A 22002-nucleotide genomic window follows, 5' to 3' on the forward strand; every position below is an offset into this window, starting at 1 on the left:
TTATAAAATGTTTAATCAGAATCTAGTCGGCACATTGCCTGGCTTTGGTCCGATGCTTTGGTGAAAAATCTAATTTATACGTTCTGCTGCCTGTTTTTCTTCCTGACCAGCCACGGCCAGGACGTTCCGTATTATTTCAAAAATTACAAGGTTTCCGACGGCCTTTCCGGCAACACGACGGGCGACATTGTCCAGGATAAAAAGGGCTTCATCTGGATCGCCAGCCGCAACGGCCTCAACCGGTTTGACGGCAATGCATTCAAGATTTTCAGGAGCATACAGGGCGACTCCGCAAGCCTGGGCAGCAACTCGGTTTTTTCGTTGTACGAGGATCACAATGAAAAGTTATGGATCGGCACGCATAAGGGCATTTACATTTACGACCCGGTTGCTGACCGGTTTCAACCTTTCCGGCTGATTCCCTCAGGCGAAGTGCGCGTCATCCGCGGCGATAAAGTGGGAGGCGTCTGGATCATTTCCGATAACCAGCTTTACCGGTTCGATTCCAAAACCGGGAAGGTTAAAGCACTTCCCAATGCGGATAACACGGTTTCTATTCACGTTTCGAAAGGCGGCAAAGTGTGGGTAGCCAGCAGCAATGGCACCATTCGCTGTTACAGTCCGGAAAAGGGTAACATTGCTGAGTACAGCCTTGCAGGCCGTGTGGATGAGATTTTTTCGAATATGCGCATGCAATCGGTTTCGGATTCCACGCTGCTGATCGGGAATATGAAGCGGATCATGCTGTTCAATTTCCGGTCCGGCGAATTGTCCGACGTTTCCGCGCAAACCGGCCAGAAGGAGGACATTTACATTCACACATTCTTTGAAAACCGGAAGGGTGAATATTGGCTGGGCTCGGAGTCGGGGCTGTATATCCTGGATCTGAAAAAGAAGAAAATGGATCAGATCGTTAAGGAAAAATACAACGCCTATTCGATCACAGACAACATTATCAATGCCATTTTCAAGGATAGGGAAGGCGGCATATGGGTCAGCACGCAGTTTGGCGGCGTCAATTATTATTCATCGGAATTCAACCATTTTCAAAAATATTTCCAGCAGCCAGGCAACAGCATCAGCGGCAATCTGATCCATGAGATTACCAAAGATCAACACGGCAAACTCTGGATCGGGACCGAAGACGCCGGCCTCAATCAGCTCGATCTGAAAACCCGAACATTCAGATCTTTTCTACCCGACGGGAAAAAAGGCAGCATTGCTTACCGTAACCTGCACGGTCTGGTAGCCGACGGGAATGAGCTGTGGATAGGCACCTATGAGCATGGATTGGATGTGATGGACCTGAAAACCAACAAGGTCGTGCGGCATTACAGCACCAGTATGCCCAATACTTTTGGCAGTAATTTCATCGTCACTTTGTACAAAACGCGTGAATCGGACATTCTGGTAGGCACCTGGTCGGGCTTGTTCAAGTATAACCGAAAGACGGACGATTTTACGCAGATGAAGTTCTTTAATGCGCAGGTCCAGAGCATTCATGAGGATAAGCAGGGCACGCTCTGGGTGGCTAGCTACGGCGGGGGGATTTTTTATTTTAATCCAAAAACAAACAAAAAAGGCAGGATACAATATGAGGCAGGCAAAAACAACGGCTTGCCTGATAATTACATTAACAGCCTCTACCAAAGCAAGAATGGCGATTTCTGGTTTTGCACCGAGCATGGCTTGTCCCGATACAACCCTATTTCACAAAAATTCAAAAATTACCGCATTGAGGACGGCCTGCCTGACAACCAGGTTTTCAGGGTTTTGGAAGATGAGGCCGGGAACTGCTGGATTTCAACTTCGCGCGGCCTTTCAATGCTGGATCCAAAGACTGGAAAATTTACCAATTACAACGAAGCCAACGGACTGCCCAGCGAGCAGTTTAACTATAATTCTGCCTATAAAAATGATGACGGCACCTTGTTTTTCGGCACAGTAGCAGGCCTGATCAGCTTCAAGCCGAAGACATTTGTGAAGAACGCCTATATGCCGCCGGTTTACATTACGGGCATTCAGTCCAACAACCAGGAACTCCGCATCGGCGGCAAGGATTCACCGTTAAAACAATCGCCGGTTTACGCAAAATCGATCCGGCTGCCTTATGACCGTTCCAATCTGACATTCGATGTGGCCGCGCTCAGTTATGTGATCCCGCAGATGAACCGTTATATGTATCAGATGGAGGGGCTTGACAATGAGTGGCTTAATGTGAGCAACAACAGAAAAATCTATTTTTCAAAACTCCCGCCGGGCAATTATGTGTTAAGGATAAAGGGGTCGAACAATGATCTGCTGTGGAATAGCCGTGAAACGCGGCTTAACATTGAAATCTTGCCTCCCTGGTGGGCTACGGTCTGGGCCTATTTGTTCTATGCAGCATTTACAACAGCCATTGTGCTGACCCTTTTGCGCTACTACCATCTGGCGGTAACGGAGAAGAATAAACGTGAGATTGATACGATCCAGATCGGGAAGGAACGCGAAATTTATAATGCTAAAATTGATTTTTTTACCAACGTTGCCCACGAAATCAGAACGCCGCTAACGCTTATCAAAATGCCGCTGGACAAGTTGCTTGCCGACAAAACCGCCGGTGCGGAAACATTTGAGAACCTGAATATGATCAATAAAAATACCAATCGCCTCATTGACCTGACCAATCAGCTGCTTGATTTCAGGAAGGCCGAGGCGAATAATTTTAGTCTGAATTTTACAAAAACAGACATGAACGAGCTGCTGAGCGATGTCTTTACTACTTTCAGGCCGGCAGCCGAACAGAAGAACTTAACCTACAACATCGAACTTCCCCGCATTACTTTGAATGCTTTTGTAGACATTGAAGCTTGTAAAAAGATCATCAGCAACCTGATCAACAATGCAATTAAGTATGCCGATCATTCGGTTAAGGTCAGGCTTTTGCCATTCAGCAGCGATGATCTGCTCTTTCATATCGAGTTTACGAACGATGGCCTGATCATTGGTGATGACGAAAAGGAGAAGATCTTCGAGCCATTCTACCGCGTGGAAGCCAGCCAGAAACAGGAGGGGACCGGCATTGGCCTTCCGCTGTCACGATCACTTGCAGAGCTCCACAAAGGCAGTCTGGAACTGAAACACAGGGATATGCAGTCCAATACATTCCTGCTTTCACTGCCGATCCACCAGGATTATGAAATGGACTTGAAAGGCTTGAATGAGGAAATTCCGGGTGATTTTCTGGTAGCAAACGGGCAGGATGATGCCGCCGATCCAGCCAGGCCTGTCGTCCTGATCGTGGAAGACAATGTTGAAATTCTCGGATATCTGAGCCGCGAGCTGAGCGCTTCTTACCATGTGATGCGTGCCCTGGACGGTCAGCAGGCTATTGAGATTTTGCAGCATGAGAATGTTCACCTGGTGATCAGCGACATTATGATGCCGGTTATGGACGGCATTGAATTGTGTAAAAAGATCAAAAACGACGTGCAGTTCAGCCACATTCCGATCATTCTTCTGACTGCCAAAAACTCGATCAATTCCCGGATCGAAGGGCTGGAAGTAGGGGCGGACGCCTACATTGAAAAGCCGTTTTCACTGGACCATCTGGCTGCGCAAATCACCAATCTGATCAACAACCGAAACATTATCAAGGAATATTTCGCCCGCTCGCCGCTCACGCACATCCGGGGCATCGCATTCTCGACGGCGGATAAGCAGTTTTTGGAACAACTAAACACCATCATCGGCAAGCGGATCGCAGACAGCAACCTTGACGTGGACTTGCTGTCGTCCCTGATGAACATGAGCCGGCCGACATTGTATCGCAAGATCAAAGGCATTTCAGATATGACGCCCAATGAGCTCATTAACCTGTCGCGACTGAAAAGGGCTGCCGAGTTGCTGGCTGAAAACAAATACAAGATCAACGAAGTGGCCGATATGGTCGGATACAGCATTCCAACCAACTTTTCGAGGGATTTTCAGAAGCAATTCGGCATCAGCCCTTCCAATTACGTTCACGAACTGCGCGGGCGCAGCGTGTGATCTTTGTTAATGAGAGGGTTAGGGTGCTTCCTTTTTTAAGATTCCTTTTTCAACGCTTTCATTGATCAGCTGCTCGGCATATTGCCAGATTGATTCGGAACCCTGCTGAATGATTTGCTTTTTGGCATACACCTTTTCATAACTGACACCGAACTCCGTCCAGGTCCCGCCATTATTCGACGTGTTTTGAAGCAGCGGTTCCAGGCGGTCCATTGCCCTTGCAAATTTGGCTTCATTCGTTTGCCCTTCCTCAAACTCCTCCCAGATCGCTATCAGCTCATTTGCTTGATCCGCAGGCAATAATCCGAAGATCCGGTTTGCAGCCAGTCTTTCTTCGTCCGTATTGCTATGATTTTTTTGTGTGTCATATATAAATGTATCGCCCGCATCGATCTCGACAATATCGTGGATTAGCAGCATCTTGACCACTTTGAGCAAGTCAATGGGGAAGTTGGCATGCCCCGCCAGAACGATGGCCATCAGGGATAAATGCCAGCTATGCTCGGCATCATTTTCATTTCGGTCGCTATTAAACAGCTTCGTTTTGCGAAGGATATATTTAAGCTTGTCCACTTCCTTGATGAACTCGATTTGCTTGATCAGGTTGCTGATTTCCATATTGTTAATGTTGAATTAAAACACTTGATTTTTCCCGGTCATTTCTCTTCCGTAACCTGGCGGATGACGCGGAGCCAGTTCAGGCCAAGGATTTTTTTGAGAATATACCTCCAAAGCCCTTTAAAAAGCAAATAATGATCAAAAACTCGGAAATCCGCCCGGTGATGAAAAATTTTCGGCTTTTATTGGGTCAGCATTTGCACGAATAAAATATTTGCATAATATTTGTCTATTAAGTTAGTAGAGTAATCTTGTTACCACCAGCAGGATCTCAATTAAATATCCGCTTCTATTGAAGTGAATATTTAAACCGGCAACAATGGAAGCCTCCTCGGCCAAAGTTGATGCTGGAAAGTAATTCCCATAAAAGTTGATACACAAGTTTTGAAGACTCCATAAGGTCTGTTCAAAAGATCGCTATATCCACTTTTACTGATTCGCATAGACTATTTAATCTATATACTAAGGCAAATATTTCACCAGTTAAACCATTTGAATGTATGTTTTTTACAAAAAAGGAACCATCGCCTAACAATCAGGCAGGTCGCCTTATCAAGACCATCACGACTGCGGCCCTGCTGCTCTTCACCCTGGCCGGTTATAGCCAGCAGTCGAACTCAGCCCAAGTTCAGGGCAATGTAACTGACGCAGGGGGCGAAGGACTGCCGGGGGTTAATATCCATTTAAAAGGGACCAATATAGGGACTACCACAGATGCGAAAGGCGGATTTAGCATTGAGGCTGAGCCAAATGCGATTCTGGTTGTTTCTTACATCGGCTATACGACCCAGGAAATAAAACCGGGGAATAAAGGGCAACTTTCGGTCACGCTGACAGCCGACCAGCGACAGCTTAATGAGGTTGTGGTGGTCGGTTATGGCACACAGGAACGGAAAAATCTGATTGGTTCCATTACAAAAGTGGACCCTACGGATGTGAAAAACATTCCCGCGGGGAGTTTTGATGCGCAGCTGCAAGGCAAAGTGCCTGGCGTTCAGATCACTTCCAATACGGGTGTCCCGGGAGAAGCGGTAACGGTCCGCGTGCGCGGTGCGACTTCCATCAATGGTGATAATGATCCGTTGTATGTGATCGACGGCGTGTTTATGAACAGCAACAGTATGCAGACCATCGGGACCGGTGGAAAAGCAACTTCGCCTATTGCCGACATTAATCCTAATGACATTGAAAGCCTGGAAGTGCTGCGGGATGCAGAAGCCACTGCACTTTACGGCTCGCGGGGCGCGAACGGGGTTATATTAATCACCACGAAAAGAGGGAAATACAACCAAAAGGCAAAGGTTAGCCTGAATGCTTCCTATGGTTTGGCCAAAGCAGAAAAACTATGGGAACTGACCACCGGCCCGGAGCACGCGCAGCTCGTGAATGAATGGTGGATCAACACCGGCAAGGACACGCCATCATTAAACCGCACAGAGGCAAATCGGCCATTCCGGCCCGCTTCCGAGGGAGGCCGCGGCCTGCCGGAGGAACAGAAAACGTATGACAGATTAGGTGAAATTTTCCAAACGGCGCCCGTTCAAAATTACGACTTGTCGGTTTCAGGAGGAACGGCCACTACCAAATATTACATTGGCGGGGGTTACAACAGCCAGGAGTCGATATTGAAACCTATCAACTTCAACCGCGCCAGTTTCAAGGTAAATCTGGACCAGAAAATTTCCGATAAAGTGCAGATCGGGGTGAGCAACAGCTTTGCACGCACATTCCGTAACCAGGCCCGTGCAGGCGATGGACCGGCGGGCGGACTTTTGCAGGCTGCCTTGCATACGCCTACTTATTTGTCACCCACCAATGAAAACGGCGAACTCGTTGGCCGTGCAGGATTTGATAATGTAACGTTGCTGTTGCAGCATTACGATGTGAAGTCGGTGAGCTTGCGGTACATTGGAAATCTGTATGCTGAGGCAGATATTTTGCCTAATCTCAAATTCCGCACAAGCTGGGGATTGGATTACAACAATTATGACGAAAACGAATACTGGAACACATTCCTGATCTCAGGAAGTCCGAATGGCCTGGCGACCGCAAACAATGGCCAGGCAACGACATGGATCAACGAGCAAACGCTTACTTACCGACATAAAATTGGTACAAAACACAGCTTCGGCATCCTGATCGGTAACACCATTCAAAGCGATCTGAACACGGGAACGACATCAACGGGACGGGGTTTTGCCAATAACGCTTTCAAACTGATCTCTTCCGCAGCCACGACTACGGGCTCTAACAGCTGGTCTAAAAAGAACCTTGCATCATTCTTCTCACGGATCGATTACAATTACGGCGGCAAATATCTGATCGATTTCAGCATTCGTGCGGATGGTTCTTCCAGTTTTGGCGCGGATAGGCGATGGGGCTATTTCCCCTCCGTAGGCGGCGCCTGGCGGGTTAAGCAGGAAAATTTTCTTAAAAATGTGGCCGTCCTGAGCGACTTGAAAATCCGTGCAAGCTATGGCGTTACCGGTAATCAGAATGGTCTGGGCAGCTTTGCAGCATTGGGCCTTTGGGGCAGCGGCTCGCCTTATCAGGGAAATCCCGGCATAGCGCCACAGCAACTCGCCAATCCAGACCTTCAATGGGAGCGCACCAACCAGTTTAACGCGGGTGCAGACATTGCATTCTTCGGCGACAGGCTGGGTATAGAAGTGAATGTTTACAGAAAATACACGAGCAACGGCTTACTATCGCTCACCCTTCCGGCCACGACGGGTTTTGCCAATTATCGGAGCAACACGGCCGAGATCAGCAACAAGGGATTTGAACTGGCCATCCGTTCGGTGAATGTTCAGAATAGTACATTTTCCTGGACAACGAGCTTCAATGTGGCCAGGAACATCAATAAAATCGAAAAGCTGGAAAATCCACTGGAATACGGCAGCCGGAGCCTGATCCTTTTACAGCAAGGCCAGCCGCTTTATTCTTTCTGGGTTTACAAGCAGCTTTATGTGGATCCGCAGACGGGTAACACCGTTTACGAAGATGTCAATAAGGATGGCAAAATTACCGTCGCCGACCGCCAGATCGACGGCAGCATCTGGCCTAAATTCTTCGGCGGGCTGACCAACAGCATTACCTACAAAGGATTTGACGTCAATGCATTCCTTGCATTTCAGTACGGGAACAAGGTTTATAACCACAACAAATTCTTCGGTGAAGGCGGCGGCGCGCGGGATGCGGCGAGGATCATTTTTGCGAGCAACAACGACCGCTGGCAAAAGCCCGGCGACATCACGGATGTGCCTCGCCCGGATGGTGTGAATGTCAATAATTATCGCGATGGCGGAAGCCGCTGGCTGGAAGACGGCTCATTTATCAGGCTGCGTTCGCTGGCCATTGGCTACACCATTCCGGTGCGCGGGATTTCTTCGCTGCGCCTTTACGTAACCGGAACCAACCTTTTCACCATCACCAAATACACGGGTCTGGATCCAGAATCCAGCTCTTCAAGCGTGCAAAACGAACAGGGCATTGACCTGGGCACACCGCCGCAGCCGAGAAGCGTTTTGGTTGGCGTTAATCTGACATTTTAAAAATTGACCTACATGAAATCATTCAAAAATATTACCATACTCGGGGTTCTGATGTTCCTGACGTCCTGCGATCAGTTCCTGGACGTGCAGCCCAAAGCCTCCATTTCCGACCAGCAGACCATTATTGACAAAGCCTCGTCAGAAACGGCCATAAATGGTGCATACGACTCATTCAGAAGCTATTACAGTGTCAATCTGCAATCTATCGGCTATTTGTCAGGCGATAACATTCAATGGACCGGCTCGCAATCGCAGGTTCAGGAATTTATTAATCACAAGGTTAATGCAGAAAACCCGACCGTTTCTTCGGTCTGGACGGGCATTTACAGCATGCTCAACCGGGTGAACCATGTACTGGATAAAGTGCCTGCTGTACAGGACCCGTCACTTACCGAAGCGCAAAGGAACAAGATCATCGGGGAGGCTTATTTCCTCAGGGCGTTTGCCTATTTCGATCTGGCCAGGATATGGGGCGGTGCGCCGATCATTACCAAACCAACATTAACACCGCAGGATAACCGGGGCGTTGCGCGCAGTTCGCAGGCAGAAGTTTATGCCCAGGCACTGGCCGACCTGAATGCCGCAGAAACGCTTTTGCCTGAAACAACCGATCGTTTCCGTGCGACCAAAAAGACGGTATGGGCTTTGAAATCGCGGTTTTATTTATACCAGAAAGATTACGCAAAAGCAGCGGAATATGCCGACAAAATCATCGCGGATGCCAGCAACTATCAACTTGTAAAGCCTTACAACGCGTTTTTTGCCAATGATGCGAGAGGGACGACGGAATCTGTTTTCGAGATTTTTTACAGTATCAATGAAACCAACAGCCACCGCGGGCAATGGCAGCCTCAGGAAAAAGGAGGAACGCGGCAATGGGCGCCAAATGACGCTTTTGTAGCATTGGCAAACGATCCTAAAGTTGGCGGGAACCGCAGCACGCTGGTTGCCAAAGACAACCAGGGCCGATGGTACGGAAACCTGTATTACCGCAGCCCGGCTACGGACCCGACCTACGTCATCCGCATTGCCGAAATGTACCTGATCCGCGCAGAGGCACGGGCGCAAATTGGAAACCTTACCGGCGCACTGGCCGATCTGAATGTTGTTCGAGAAAGGGCTGAGATCGCAAAGCTTACTGCTACCAATAAGGCTGCGTTGCTGCTGGCCATTGAAAACGAGAGAAGAATCGAATTCGCATTGGAGCCTGACCGCTGGTTTGACCTCGTGCGCACGGGCCGTGCCGCACAGGTCCTGAATGTTACGGACGAAAGCAAATTACTGCTTCCGGTGCCCGCCGAACAGCTCTTGATTGACAAAGCATTGAAACAAAATCCAGGTTATTAATCCCAAAACCAAAACCTTATGTCCAGCGCAGCTATTTATGAAGCCCAGGTCCGTCCCGGCGAGCCCCTGACTTCTGCTCCCGGTGAATGGAAACCGTTTGAAAAAGTGTTGTTCCGCATTGCATTCATCTATTTTGTCATTCAATGCGTCCCGCTTGACTGGAAATTTTATCGTCAGGTTTTTCAGATCAACTGGTTCGACCTGACTTACGGGGATATTTTCGAGCTATCACGATATCAGCCGAGATTTTTCTCCGGGCCCGATACATGGGCAAACTGGGCGGTCATTTTGCTGATCGCGGTTATAGGAGGCATTGTCTGGGGCAACCGGGATAAGGACAAAAAAGAGTATAACCAGCTTTATTACTGGCTGCGCGTGATCGTTCGTTACCGTCTGGCGGCTGGTTTGATTGCCTATGGATTTATCAAATTCTTTCCCCTGCAAGCGCCGCTGCCTTCATTGAGCAACCTGAATACAGCGTACGGTGATTTTAGTGCGTGGAAGTTATTTGCACTAAGTCTGGGTGTTGTGCCTGATTATCAATCTTTTCTGGGGTTGGTTGAACTGGTTGGCGGTTTGCTGTTGCTGCATCGCCGTACCACAACATTGGCCACGCTGATCATCATTCCATTTACGGGCAATGTGTTTTTCTCAAATCTTGCCTATGAAGGCGGCGAGTACATTTACAGTTTTTACCTGATTGTGTTAGCATTGTTCCTGTTTGCTTTCGATGCCAACCGGCTCAACAACCTGCTTACACTGGGCAAGCCGACTTTTCCCAGCCGGTTTAAGCCTGTTTTTATACAAAACAACTTGAAATATGCCCGTATAGCATTCAAGGCCGCTTTTATTTTGTTTTTTGTGGTCATTTACGGATATAAAAGCTATGCAGGATATCACACGTATTCCTATCAATATCCAACCAAACCAGGGCTAGCCAAAGCGGCCGGGCTTTATAATGTCGAGCAATTTGTCATCAACGGCGATACGCTGGCTTATTCGCCTCTTGATCCGGTCAGGTGGAAAGATGTTGTGTTTGAGAATTGGGCCACATTAAGCGTTCGCTCGTCGGCACCGGGGGTTATCGATTCAGCCAATGTTGAGCACATTGATTTTGATGACGCCAAGCGCAACTATGAACAGGCAGGCTCGGGAGGCAGACATTATTACAGCTACGAGCATGATTCGGGATCAAGGACATTGAAACTGACCAATAAAGTGGATGCTTCGGACCAGCTGACATTGCATTATTCCAGACCTGATTCCACGACGATCTTGCTTTCAGGAGTGAGTAAATCGAACGACTCGCTGTTTGTGGCATTGAAAAAAATCAATAAAAAATACTTGTTCCAGGAAGTTCAGAAAGTGGGGCGCCGGGGAGAATTCAAACTTTAATCATTGATCAAACCTAATTGAATATGTTGTCGACGATCAAATTAAATACAGACACAGAATTGGCTACGGTTGAAGAAATCAGCCAGGCAAACCCGCAGCTTAACCCCACCGGATCCGCAAAATGGCCTGAATGGCAGAAACTTCTGTTACGGATCGCTTTCGTGTTTTTTATAGCCATGAGCATTCCAAACAGTGCGGAATGGTACACTTCCCTGGTCAGTTTCGATTGGACGCGGCTGCATTACCGCGATGTATATGACATTGCCCGGTTTGGTAGCGGGCTCGATTTCTTTGGCCGCACCATTTTCGGAAGCCCGCTCAATGGTTACGCCACCTGGATCATCACATTTCTGGCTGCAACGGTCGTCGGGCTGATCTGGACAGGCATTGACCGGTTGCGGAAGCCGCAGCCCGCTAACTACAATCTGCTTTATTACTGGCTAAGGGTCGTGGTGCGCTACCGGGCCGGGATCGGCATCATTGGTTTTGGTTTTACCAAATTGCTGCCTACACAAATGCCATATCCCTCGCTCGGGTTGCTGAACACGAATTTCGGGGACTTCACTTTGCAGAAAATTTACTGGCTTTCGGTCGGGATTGTGCCCTGGTACCAGGTGTTTGCCGGCGTAGTGGAGCTTACCGCCGGGATTTTACTCTTTTTCAGGGGAACCACAACATTGGGTGCGATACTGCTGCTTGGCGCTTTGGGGGATATCGTTTATGTAAACTTCGCCTACGACGGCGGCGTACACGCATACAGTTCCTACTTTGTGCTGCTGGCCGCATTTCTATTGATCAAAGACACCCCAAAACTCTGGAACCTGATTGTGCTAGAACGCTTCACAACCCCAAACAACATCTACCCGTTCTTTTCAAAGAACGGTAAATACTTACGCTACGCATTGAAAATCAGCGTCTTCGCATTATTCCTCGTGCATTTATTTTATTTACAATACATAAATTTTAAATACGATCCCTACAAGCAGCCAGCGACTGCAGGCGTAAAAACATTGCGCGGGAATTACAATGTGACTGAATTCAAAGTCAACAACCAAACCATCCCTTATTCGCCCACAGACACACTCAGATGGCAATGGGCGACTTTTGAAAACTGGACTACCCTGACATTCAAAGTGAACAAGCCACATCCGCTGGATCTTTCCAATGGCGGCGGCGCGCCTATGCGTGACATCGGTCGCACATTTGAGCTTACCGGGACAGCAGGCGGGCAGCGGGTCTATCATTATCTTGCAGACACCATTGCGCATACATTGTATTTAAGAGATAAATATGCAAAAGGCGGTGCCCGTGACGGAGTAGGACAGGAGCAAAAGCCACAAGCCGGCCGCGCCGAAAAAGGTGCACGGGTGCGCGGAGAAGGTGATCGTAATGCAGATAAAAACTGGATCAGCAAGGCCGCACTGGCCCGTATCGGTGATGAAAATAAAATGATCGATCCCATTGCCTACTCGGCCCGTCGCGATAAGGAATTTGCTACGAAGCCACGCCGCGAAAAGCGCAACCGCATGATTTTGAACTACACCACACAGGACGGCTCACGCGTGATCTTGCACGGGATTAATGAAAAGAAAGATACGATTTACGTGGTCCTGGATCGGGTTGAAAGACTTTATGTCCTGGCGAAAAGTACATTAAATGCGGGAAAATACGATTAGATACAGCATATGGTCCGTGCTGGCCATGCTTTTGCTGGTGGCCGCTGTGAAGCGCGAAAACCATTTTGGACGAACAAATAAAACATTGGGCGACACGCTTGACTGGCCTAAAAGCTTCGGCTTCGGTAAAAAAGCTTCTGCAAAACAAATTGCAGCATGGGACATTGACATCTCGCCCGACGGAAAGGGATTGCCTGCGGGCGAGGGCAATGTTTCCCGGGGCCGCGAAATTTACGCGTTGAAATGTGCAGCCTGCCACGGGGCAACCGGAACCGAGGGCCCGAATGACCGGCTTGTAGCAGCGCCGGATTCCGCTGGTAAAAGCAGCGGGGCGCGAAGAATCAAATCCATCGGAAATTACTGGCCTTACGCCACAACCGTTTTTGACTACATCCGCCGCGCCATGCCATTCAACCAGCCCGGATCATTAACGGATCAAGAAGTGTACAGCATTACGGCTTTTCTGCTCAATGCCAACGGGTTATGGGATGATAAAAACACATTAAATGCGAAAAACCTGCCAAAAGTTAAAATGCCGGCACAGGACAAATTCGTTCCCGACGACCGCATCGACGGGCCGGAAATCAAATAATAATGAATACCACAAACGATAAGAACGACTCTGCCGGAATCAGAATCAGCCGCAGAAATCTCCTCGCCGGAGCAGCTGCGGCTACTGTGGTGCTGGTGCAAACTGCGCAGGGGAAAGCATTTCAGGCAGCACTTACCCAGGCTGAAAACATGAGCGACGATCCTACCAAAGTGCCCGGTGTTCCTCCGGGAACATTAGGAACGCGCTCGGCATTTGAAAAGCCGGTCAAAGCCCCTTCGGACACTTCTTCACGCACTCCGTTACAAGATCTGTACGGGACGATAACGCCCTCTGACCTGCATTATGAACGGCATCACGGCGGTGTTCCGGCCATTGATCCCGCCAAATATGAACTTGTCATTCATGGCATGGTGGACAAACCGATGGTTTTCACGCTGGCCGATCTCAAACGTTTTCCCTCCGTTTCGCGAACGGCATTTCTGGAATGTTCGGGCAATTACCGCGGCAGCAACGATGGCAAGCTGAGGCCACAGGAAATCTGCGGGCTGGTAAGCCAGAGCGAATGGACAGGCGTGAAGCTTTCCACTATATTTCGGGAAGTGGGCGTGAGCCCAAAAGCAAGCTGGTTTCTGGCCGAAGGAGGCGATGCCGCGGTCATGACACGCAGCGTTCCGGTTAAAAAAGGGTTCGACGACGCGATCATTGCCTATGCGCAGAACGGCGAGGCAGTAAGGCCGGAACAGGGTTATCCGGCACGGCTTTTCCTGCCGGGCTGGGAGGGAAATGCGAGTGTAAAGTGGCTTCGCCGCATCGAGCTTTCGGACGCGCCATTTATGACCCGCGAAGAAACTTCAAAATATACAGAAACCGTTGCCGGTGGAAAAATCAGGCAATTCAGCTTCACAATGGACGCCAGGTCGGTTATCACTTATCCAAGCTATCCGGCAAAAGTAGAGGCTGGCTGGATCGAAATACGGGGGATTGCGTGGAGCGGGCGCGGGAAAATTGCGCGGGTAGAAGTGAGCACGGATGCAGGCAAAAGCTGGAAGACGGCTGCCTTGCAGGAACCAATCCTGGACAAAGCTATTACGGCATTCAGGCATTTGTGGCAATGGGACGGCAACCCCACCGAGATTATGAGCCGGGCTGTGGATGAAACAGGTTATGTCCAGCCTTTTTTGAAACAATTACTCGCAGCCAGAGGGGGAAACATGGGTTATCATTTTAATCCCATAACGGCCTGGTATGTGCAAAAAGACGGACAGGTTTTGTTTAAGGCCACTTAATGGAATGTTAAATGTTTAGCTAACAGCATAATGCGGACTGGCCGGGCCATCCCACCATAGGAGGAACGCTAATATTTGTATATTTGCTGTTAGTAACTACACTCTATTATTGTTGATGGAAAAGCCCAAAAGGGTTTACTTGGTGGACGACGACCCGGACGACCGATATCTGGTCTGTGAAGCCCTCACACAAGTAAGCGCTGACATTACAATTATTGAAGCAATTGACGGCCAGCATTTCTTTGAACTTATTGGCGATACCAGTCCGGATAGTCCTGCATTGATCCTTTTGGACGTGAATATGCCGCGGATGGATGGACTGGAAACGCTTAGCAAGATCAAAACCAAGCCCTCGCTTGCTGCGCTACCGATTGTCATGTTTTCCACCTCCGGCAACCAAACTTTGATCGAGCAGGCGCATAGGGAAGGAGTAACCGCGTTTTTTGTAAAACCAACTTCTTTTGAAGGTTACATTGAGTTCGCAGCCATTATAGCGGGTCATTTGCATTAAATTATCTACGCAAATGATTAATCCGATGCCATCAGTTGTTTGAGTTCATCCACCAGCTCTGGAATTGAACCGGTCTTTTCAATGAACTGGTCAACACCGATCTGCTTGAAGCGCGGCTGATTATTCATCTCGGGGGGTAGTGAAACCAATTTTTTTTCTTTTTTGCTCCACCCGGCTCAGCCAGATGTAACCTATTATCCCGGAAATCACCGAAGCTGTTAATATGGAGAATTTAGCTTCTGACAGGATCAGCTCTTTTCCGGTAAAGGAAAGCAGCGCAATGAAAATCGACATGGTAAAGCCAATGCCGCCCAGCATTCCCACGCCCATAATATGAAGCCAGGAGGCGTGTTTGGGCATTTTGGCAATCCCAAGTTTAACTGCAACCCATGAAAAAATCGTAATTCCAAGGGGCTTTCCAATCACAAGTCCTGCGATTATTCCCAGCCCGAGCACCGTTGTCAATCCCGCCAGCATGCCTGCTTCAAACTGAATGTTGGTATTGGCCAATGCAAACACCGGCATGATGATAAAGTTGACCGGGTTGACGAGGAAATGTTCAAGTTTTTCCAATGGGGACTCCGTTGCATCCGGGGTGGTGGGTATCGCGAATGCGGTCAGAACGCCCGCGATAGTGGCATGTACGCCTGAATGATGAATAAAATACCAGATAAAAAGCCCCGGGATGAGATAGGCCGCCAGATTTTTGACCTTCAATTTGTTAAGCACCAAAAGAAAAACGAAAATCCCAAATGCATATAACAGATAAGTGTAATGTATGTCGGAAGAATAAAAAATGGCTATGACCAGGATCGCGATCAGGTCGTCGACGATAGCCAGGGCTGAAAGGAAGATTTTGAGTGATGATGGCGCACGTTTTCCCAGCATGGAAATGATCGCAATGGCGAATGCAATGTCCGTTGCCATGGGAATTCCCCAGCCCGCAGCGGTTTCGGTGCCCGCATTGAATGCGTAGTAAATGGTGGCAGGCGCCAGCACACCCCCCATTGCTGCCAGGATAGGAAGGGAGGCTTTTTTGAAAGACGACAATTCACCTTCCACCAGTTCCCGCTTGATTTCGAGGCCTACCAGCAGAAAGAAAATCGCCATTAACCCGTCATTGATCCACAGCAGCACGGGGTAACGCAAGTGAACGCCTCCCAGATCGGCTCCGATCTCAGTTGCCAGAAGGTTTTCATAACCCGGTCCGGCCCCGGAGTTCGCGATGATCAGTGAAATGATCACGCAAATGATCAGGATTATCCCGCCGGTTGAGCTGGATTGGAAAAATTTCTTAAAAGAATGGATGTTGATCAGAGTAGCCATAGCGGTAAAACTAGTAAGTATGGCCCAGAAATGCCCCCAAAAATTGAACTACCGCAAAAATCTACATTACATGAATGTTTTGATTTTCCTTGCTTTGTCCAGTCTCCCTTCGATGGCTTTCAGCAGCTCGGTCTCGTCAAATGGCTTGGTAAGGTAATCGTCGGCGCCCATTTCCATGCCTTTGTTCAGGTCGAGCCGTTCTGCTTTTGCCGTCAGGAAAATAAACGGGATTGTGTCGGTTCCGGGAGTTTTGCTTAGCAAATGCAACACGCCGTAGCCATCCAGCTCAGGCATCATAATGTCGCAGAGGATCAGGTCCGGGCGGTGCTGGAATGCCAGTTCAACACCTTTTTGACCATTACTCGCACGGCTTACCACATACCCCGAGAATTCCAGCAACTCAGCTGTGCTTTCTCTGATATCATCATTGTCTTCTATGATCAGGATCTTTTCATTCATGCCTGGTAGGGAAGGAGAGGGTGAATGATGTGCCCTGGTTTACCTCACTGGAAAACCGGACCTGACCGCCGATCAGCTCAACATACCGGCGTACAATGTTCAATCCCAGGCCCGTGCCTGCAATGTTGCCGGTGTTATGCGCCCTGAAAAATGCTTCGAACAAATGCCTCTGATCGTCAATGGGGATGCCTATGCCGTCGTCCTTAATGGTAATCGTCACCAGTGAGGGCGTAACTTCGGTATTGAACTCAATAAAGGTGTCTTCGCCCGAGTACTTGATCGCGTTGCTGATGAGGTTGATGATGGCATTTTTTAGAAGGGACGGATCCAGATGTACAAATGCGGATGTGCCGGTATGCCGGTAAATGATCTGCTGGTTTTGCTTGGCCATCAGCTGCATATCCTCAGTGACTTCTTCTGAAAATTTAACAAGATCAAAATTCGAAAAAACCGGCTTGAATTCGCCTGCTTCAAGTCTTTCGAGCGAAAGGAAGTCGTTCAGGATTCCCGTAAGGTGGGTTACCAGATGCTTGATCTTGGCGGTGTGCCGTTCAATATTGGGGCTGATGCATTCTCCCGAGTATTTTTCGATCAGGATAGACGAAAGCTGGATGGCGCTGAGCGGGGTCCTGAATTCGTGAGAAGCCATGGATACAAACCTGCTTTTTAACTGGCCCAATTCGACTTCTTTTTCCAGGGACCTGCTTACTTTTTCCTTTGCATTTTCAAGCGCCAGGACTGTCTCCGTCAGCAGCCGCGTGCGCTCTTCCACTTGTTCTTCGAGGTGCAGCGCATATTCCCGCAGTTGCTCTTCGGCCCGCTTTTCGCGGCTCAGGTCGTGTATAAAACCCGTGTAAATTTTACGTCCCGAAAACTGCACTTCGCTGATCGCCAACCTGAACGGAAAAGCCGCCCCGTATTTCGTGAGCCCTGTCACTTCCCGGCCTTTGCCAATGATGTTCTTTTTCGCCGTCCGGTGGTAATGGTTGAGATATTCGTCGTGCTGCTCGCGGTCGGGAGTTGGCATGAGCATGGATATATTGTGCCCGATTACTTCGTTTTCAGGGTATCCGAACAGGCGACAGGCGGAGGGGTTGATTGTTTCAATAATGCCTTTGTCACTGATCGTAATGATCCCATCGATCGCGTGATCAACAATTGCTTTAAGCAGGGCTGAATTTTCCATGAAATTTTGCGCAAGATGCTGCAATTGATATCATGCAATATAACCAAGGATCAGCTATTGTCTATCTCATTCTGAGGGATTTGTTTTTTATATTGGGGAGAAATACGTGTAAAGCAGTTTTCAAATATTTTCAAGATTCCAGGTCCGGTTTTGATTTCTAAGATTGTAAACGGAAGGGGATATGCCCGTCACTTTTTTAAACTGGTTGGATAAATGCGACACGCTGCTGTAATGGAGCATATATGATATTTCTGTGAGGTTCAATTCTTTGTATTGCAACAATTCCTTGACCCGCTCGATCTTGTGATGGATAATGTAATGCTGAATGTCGATGCCTTTTGCTGCGGTGAACAGATTGGACAAATAAGTGTAGTCGTAACCCAGCTTTTTACTGATGTAATCTGAATAATTGGTTTTGGGCATATCTTCGGTAAAATGCACCATTTCAATGATGACGCCTTTGATCTTCTCGATCAGGATGCTCTTTTTATCTTCAATTAATTCCAGACCCGATTTTGCAAGACGTTCTTTCAAATGCTGTTGCTTGTCGGCAGTGATGTTTTTCGTCAGATTCACGCTTCCCAGCTCGATCTTTAAAAAGCCGATCCGCAGTCTTCTCAGCTCATCTTTAACGCAAAGCTTGCACCTCAGACTGACCATATTTTTAATGTAAAGAATCATGATGATGCGTTAAGTGTTGATTATTTCCTTGATGCATTGGATGTTATCGCAGACCTGAGTGAAGGTAATGCCTATATGGTTAGTTAAAGTTGACATCGTTCATACATTAACCTGATGAATGTCAGTTGCGTGCAATGAAAAAGATTCCCGAGTGTATCGTCAAAATGAGCTCGATACAGCGGTGTGTCAATCAGTGATTAATGTAACATTTTCCATTTAGAGTGTAACTGATACTTCATTGGTTTACAGACCTTTACTTCATAATTACACTTTAACGGTTAAAACTAGCAGGAATAATGAAAACCAACGAGCAGTTGCAGAAGGACGTTCGGGACGCCATCAAATGGGAACCGTTATTGGCAGCCGCCGAAATTGGCGTTTGTGCAAGGGACGGTGTGATAACGCTGCTGGGCACAGTGGATAGTTACGCAAAAAAATCCGAAGCAGAAAATGCCGCAAAAAATGTGGCAGGCGTAAGGGTCGTGATTGAGCAGATTGACGTCAAAACGTCGCGAAACCTGCAAAGCCGCGACAATCATGAGCTTGCCGATGAGATTTTAAGCATATTTAAATTGAACCATGAAATCCCGGGTGAGCGGATTAAAGTCAAAATTGAAAAGAGCTGGGTTACACTGGAAGGTGAACTCCAATGGAACCACCAGAAAGACGCAGCTGCCAAGCTGATCCAGAAACTGGTCGGTATCCGGGGGATTTCAAACAACATTGTGATCAAATCCGATTCAACCGACGAGGTTGAGAAAGAAGACATTGAGCGTGCACTTGCACGGAACTGGTCTATCAAGGAACAGGACATTCATGTGGCCGTTTCCAACAATACGGTCCTATTGACCGGCACAGTGGGCTCCTGGTACGAAAGGGACGAAGCAGAACGCCAGGCATGGAAAGCGCCCGGCGTTGAGCTTGTCGATAACGAGCTGGTTGTGGAATATGAATATTCGCTGGTAAGTTAAACGGGGGATGATGTCCATTTCCAGTTTAAAATCTCAGGCATATCTTCTCCGTGCATTTCAATGTAGGCCTTGTGGTCCAGCAACTTATCCCGCAGATATTGTTTGATATACGCGCCTTTTGAGCCTAAGTCAGTCAGCCGGTCGATCACGTCGCTTACCAGGTGAAACCGGTCCAGGTCGTTAAGCACCACCATATCAAAAGGTGTTGTGGTGGTGCCTTCCCCTTTGTAGCCGCGCACGTGCAGGTTTTTATGGTTGGTACGGCGATAGGTGAGGCGGTGGATCAGGAGCGGATATCCGTGGAATGCGAAAATGATGGGCTTATCTTTAGTAAAAAGCATATCAAAATCCTTATCATTCAAGCCATGCGGATGTTCGCTTTCCGGTTGGAGCGACATCAGGTCCACCACATTAATCACCCTGACTTTCAGTTCAGGTAAATGTTCCCGGAGGATCTGGACAGCCGCAATGGTTTCGAGCGTAGGAACGTCTCCTGCGCAGGCCATGACCACATCCGGTTCAAAGCCCTCATCGTTACTGGCCCATTTCCAGATGCCTAGCCCTGCGGAACAATGTTTGATGGCAGAGTCCATGTCCAGCCATTGCATTTCAGGTTGTTTTCCTGCGACGATCACATTGATACAATCCCTGCTCCGGAGACAATGGTCTGTAACTGAAAGCAGTGTGTTGGCATCCGCGGGCAGGTAAATGCGCACAATTTCCGCTGTCTTGTTCGCTACAACATCCAGAAAACCCGGATCCTGATGGCTGTTCCCGTTATGGTCCTGCCTCCACACGTGCGACGTCAGCAGATAGTTCAGCGACGCGATCGGCTTCCGCCACGGCAGCTCCCGCGAAACTTTCAGCCATTTGGCATGCTGGTTAAACATGGAATCCACAATGTGAATAAATGCTTCGTAGCAGGAAAACAATCCGTGCCTTCCGGTCAGCAAATAGCCTTCCAGCCATCCCTGGCAAAGATGTTCGCTCAAAACTTCCATGACCCGGCCATCGGGGGAAATGTGGTTATCGCCTTCTATGATCTCAGCCGTTGAGGTTCTTCCGGTTATATCAAATAAATGTGAAAGCCGGTTAGAGGATGTTTCATCCGGCCCGAAGATCCTGAAATTGCGTTCGTGCCAGTTGGCTTTCATCACATCCCGAAGAAATTTCCCCATTACCGAAGTTGCTTCCGCTTCGATGTTTCCGGGCGTGGGCACAGCTACGGCATGATCGCGGAAATCGGGCATTTTCAGGTCCATAAGCAATGCACCGCCATTGGCACTCGGATTTGCGCCCATTCGCCGGTTTCCCTCAGGCGCGAGCTCTGCCAGCTCGCGGACCAGTTTGCCGTTTTCGTCGAAAAGCAGTTCTGGCTTGTAACTTTTCATCCAGGTTTCCAGCATTTGCACATGCTCGGGTTTACCCGACAGCTCAGCCAGCGGGACCTGGTGCGCGCGCCAGGTGCCTTCGATCTGTAAACCGTCCACGGTTTTAGGTCCCGTCCATCCCTTTGGCGTACGGAAAATGATCATGGGCCAGATCGGCCGCTCTTTGAATCCATATACCCGCGCATTGCTTTGTATCTCCCTTATTTCTTCCACCACAATGTCCAGGGTTGAGGCCAGTAATTCGTGCATGGTTTCGGGATCATCGCCTTCCACAAAGTAAGGTTTATAGCCATAACCCCGGAAAAGCTGTTCCAATTCTTCTTTCGGAATTCTGGCCAGGATCGTCGGATTGGCGATTTTATAGCCGTTCAAATGCAGGATCGGGAGCACCGCACCGTCATGTGCCGGGTTCAGGAATTTGTTGGAATGCCAGCTCGCCGCCAGTGCACCTGTTTCCGCCTCGCCATCGCCTACCACGCAAGCCGCGATGAGATAAGGATTGTCAAAAACTGCCCCGAATGCATGGACCAGCGAATAACCCAGTTCCCCGCCTTCATTAATGGAGCCGGGCGTTTCCGGCGCTACGTGACTCGGGATGCCGCCGGGAAATGAAAACTGTTTGAAGAGTTTCTGCATGCCCGTTTCATCTTCGGTAATGTCGGGGTAAACTTCGCTGTAAGTCCCTTCCAGATACGTGTTGGCCACGAGTCCGGGGCCGCCGTGGCCGGGGCCAGCCACGTAGATCATGTTCAGATCATTCTGCCTGATCACGCGGTTGAGGTGGACATAGATAAAGTTCAGTCCGGGCGTAGTTCCCCAATGTCCCAGGAGCCTGGGCTTGATATGTTCGAGCGTCAGCGGTTTTTTCAGCAGCGGATTTCCGTACAGGTAAATCTGGCCGACGGACAAATAATTGGCCGCATGCCAGTAAGCATTCATTTTTCTTAACAGTTCGGGTGATAAAGATTTACCTTCAAGACCAACATCTTTCATTTCCATAATCTTTATTTTAAATG

General features: G+C 48.7%; 15 protein-coding genes. 9 read left to right on the forward strand and 6 right to left on the reverse strand.

Annotated elements, in window-relative coordinates; genetic code table 11:
• The first annotated feature begins 60 nt into the window (after nt 1-60).
• Entirely contained in the window at nt 61-4032 is a 3972-nt protein-coding gene (locus L0659_RS14065) for a two-component regulator propeller domain-containing protein (RefSeq protein ID WP_235126757.1), read from the forward strand.
• 18 nt (nt 4033-4050) lie between these two features.
• Here the strand turns inward: L0659_RS14065 and L0659_RS14070 are convergent, their stop codons facing one another.
• Nucleotides 4051-4650 (reverse strand): HD family hydrolase, encoded by a 600-nt coding sequence (locus tag L0659_RS14070; RefSeq protein ID WP_235126758.1) that lies wholly within the window; start codon nt 4648-4650, stop codon nt 4051-4053.
• A gap of 500 nt (nt 4651-5150) precedes the next feature.
• Between L0659_RS14070 and L0659_RS14075 the strand changes: the two genes are divergently transcribed.
• From L0659_RS14075 to L0659_RS14105, 7 genes are all read left to right on the forward strand, one after another.
• Nucleotides 5151-8204: a TonB-dependent receptor gene (locus L0659_RS14075; protein ID WP_235126759.1), complete on the forward strand. Its 3054-nt coding sequence runs from the start codon at nt 5151-5153 to the stop codon at nt 8202-8204.
• 12 nt (nt 8205-8216) lie between these two features.
• Nucleotides 8217-9551, forward strand: coding sequence for a RagB/SusD family nutrient uptake outer membrane protein (locus L0659_RS14080; protein ID WP_235126760.1), 1335 nt, complete (start codon nt 8217-8219; stop codon nt 9549-9551).
• Between the two features lie 18 nt (nt 9552-9569).
• On the forward strand, nt 9570-10946 hold the full coding sequence (locus tag L0659_RS14085; RefSeq protein ID WP_235126761.1) for a DoxX family protein: 1377 nt from the start codon (nt 9570-9572) through the stop codon (nt 10944-10946).
• 23 nt (nt 10947-10969) lie between these two features.
• A complete protein-coding gene (locus tag L0659_RS14090) occupies nt 10970-12622 on the forward strand; it encodes a hypothetical protein (protein WP_235126762.1) in 1653 nt (550 codons plus the stop codon).
• A complete protein-coding gene (locus tag L0659_RS14095) occupies nt 12603-13214 on the forward strand; it encodes a c-type cytochrome (protein ID WP_235126763.1) in 612 nt (203 codons plus the stop codon). Before L0659_RS14090 ends, L0659_RS14095 begins: the two co-directional genes overlap by 20 nt.
• 2 nt (nt 13215-13216) lie before the next feature.
• Nucleotides 13217-14461 carry a sulfite dehydrogenase gene (soxC, locus tag L0659_RS14100; RefSeq protein WP_235126764.1) on the forward strand — a complete coding sequence of 415 codons (1245 nt, stop codon included), beginning with the start codon at nt 13217-13219 and terminating at the stop codon, nt 14459-14461.
• A gap of 115 nt (nt 14462-14576) precedes the next feature.
• Nucleotides 14577-14972 carry a response regulator gene (locus L0659_RS14105; protein WP_235126765.1) on the forward strand — a complete coding sequence of 132 codons (396 nt, stop codon included), beginning with the start codon at nt 14577-14579 and terminating at the stop codon, nt 14970-14972.
• A 120-nt stretch (nt 14973-15092) separates the two neighbouring features.
• On the opposite strand, the gene nhaA is transcribed toward L0659_RS14105, so the two are convergent.
• From nhaA to L0659_RS14125, 4 genes are all read right to left on the reverse strand, one after another.
• Nucleotides 15093-16298 carry a Na+/H+ antiporter NhaA gene (nhaA, locus tag L0659_RS14110; RefSeq protein WP_235126766.1) on the reverse strand — a complete coding sequence of 402 codons (1206 nt, stop codon included), beginning with the start codon at nt 16296-16298 and terminating at the stop codon, nt 15093-15095.
• Between the two features lie 66 nt (nt 16299-16364).
• Entirely contained in the window at nt 16365-16757 is a 393-nt protein-coding gene (locus tag L0659_RS14115) for a response regulator (protein ID WP_310590704.1), read from the reverse strand.
• The gene (locus tag L0659_RS14120; RefSeq protein ID WP_235126768.1) at nt 16750-17943 is read right to left on the reverse strand and encodes a PAS domain-containing sensor histidine kinase; all 1194 of its coding nucleotides are present in this window, start codon (nt 17941-17943) and stop codon (nt 16750-16752) included. Before L0659_RS14120 ends, L0659_RS14115 begins: the two co-directional genes overlap by 8 nt.
• Nucleotides 17944-18063: 120 nt before the next feature.
• Entirely contained in the window at nt 18064-18624 is a 561-nt protein-coding gene (locus L0659_RS14125) for an AraC family transcriptional regulator (protein WP_235126769.1), read from the reverse strand.
• 296 nt (nt 18625-18920) lie between these two features.
• On the opposite strand from L0659_RS14125, the gene L0659_RS14130 reads away from it, so the two are divergent.
• Nucleotides 18921-19595 (forward strand): BON domain-containing protein, encoded by a 675-nt coding sequence (locus L0659_RS14130; RefSeq protein ID WP_235126770.1) that lies wholly within the window; start codon nt 18921-18923, stop codon nt 19593-19595.
• On the opposite strand, the gene L0659_RS14135 is transcribed toward L0659_RS14130, so the two are convergent.
• Complete coding sequence (locus L0659_RS14135) at nt 19592-21985, reverse strand: phosphoketolase (RefSeq protein ID WP_235126771.1); 2394 nt, start codon at nt 21983-21985, stop codon at nt 19592-19594. The genes L0659_RS14130 and L0659_RS14135 overlap by 4 nt on opposite strands.
• Between the last annotated feature and the right edge of the window lie 17 nt (nt 21986-22002).

The organism is Dyadobacter sp. CY347 (genome assembly GCF_021502655.1).
Classification (GTDB): Bacteria; Bacteroidota; Bacteroidia; order Cytophagales; family Spirosomataceae; genus Dyadobacter.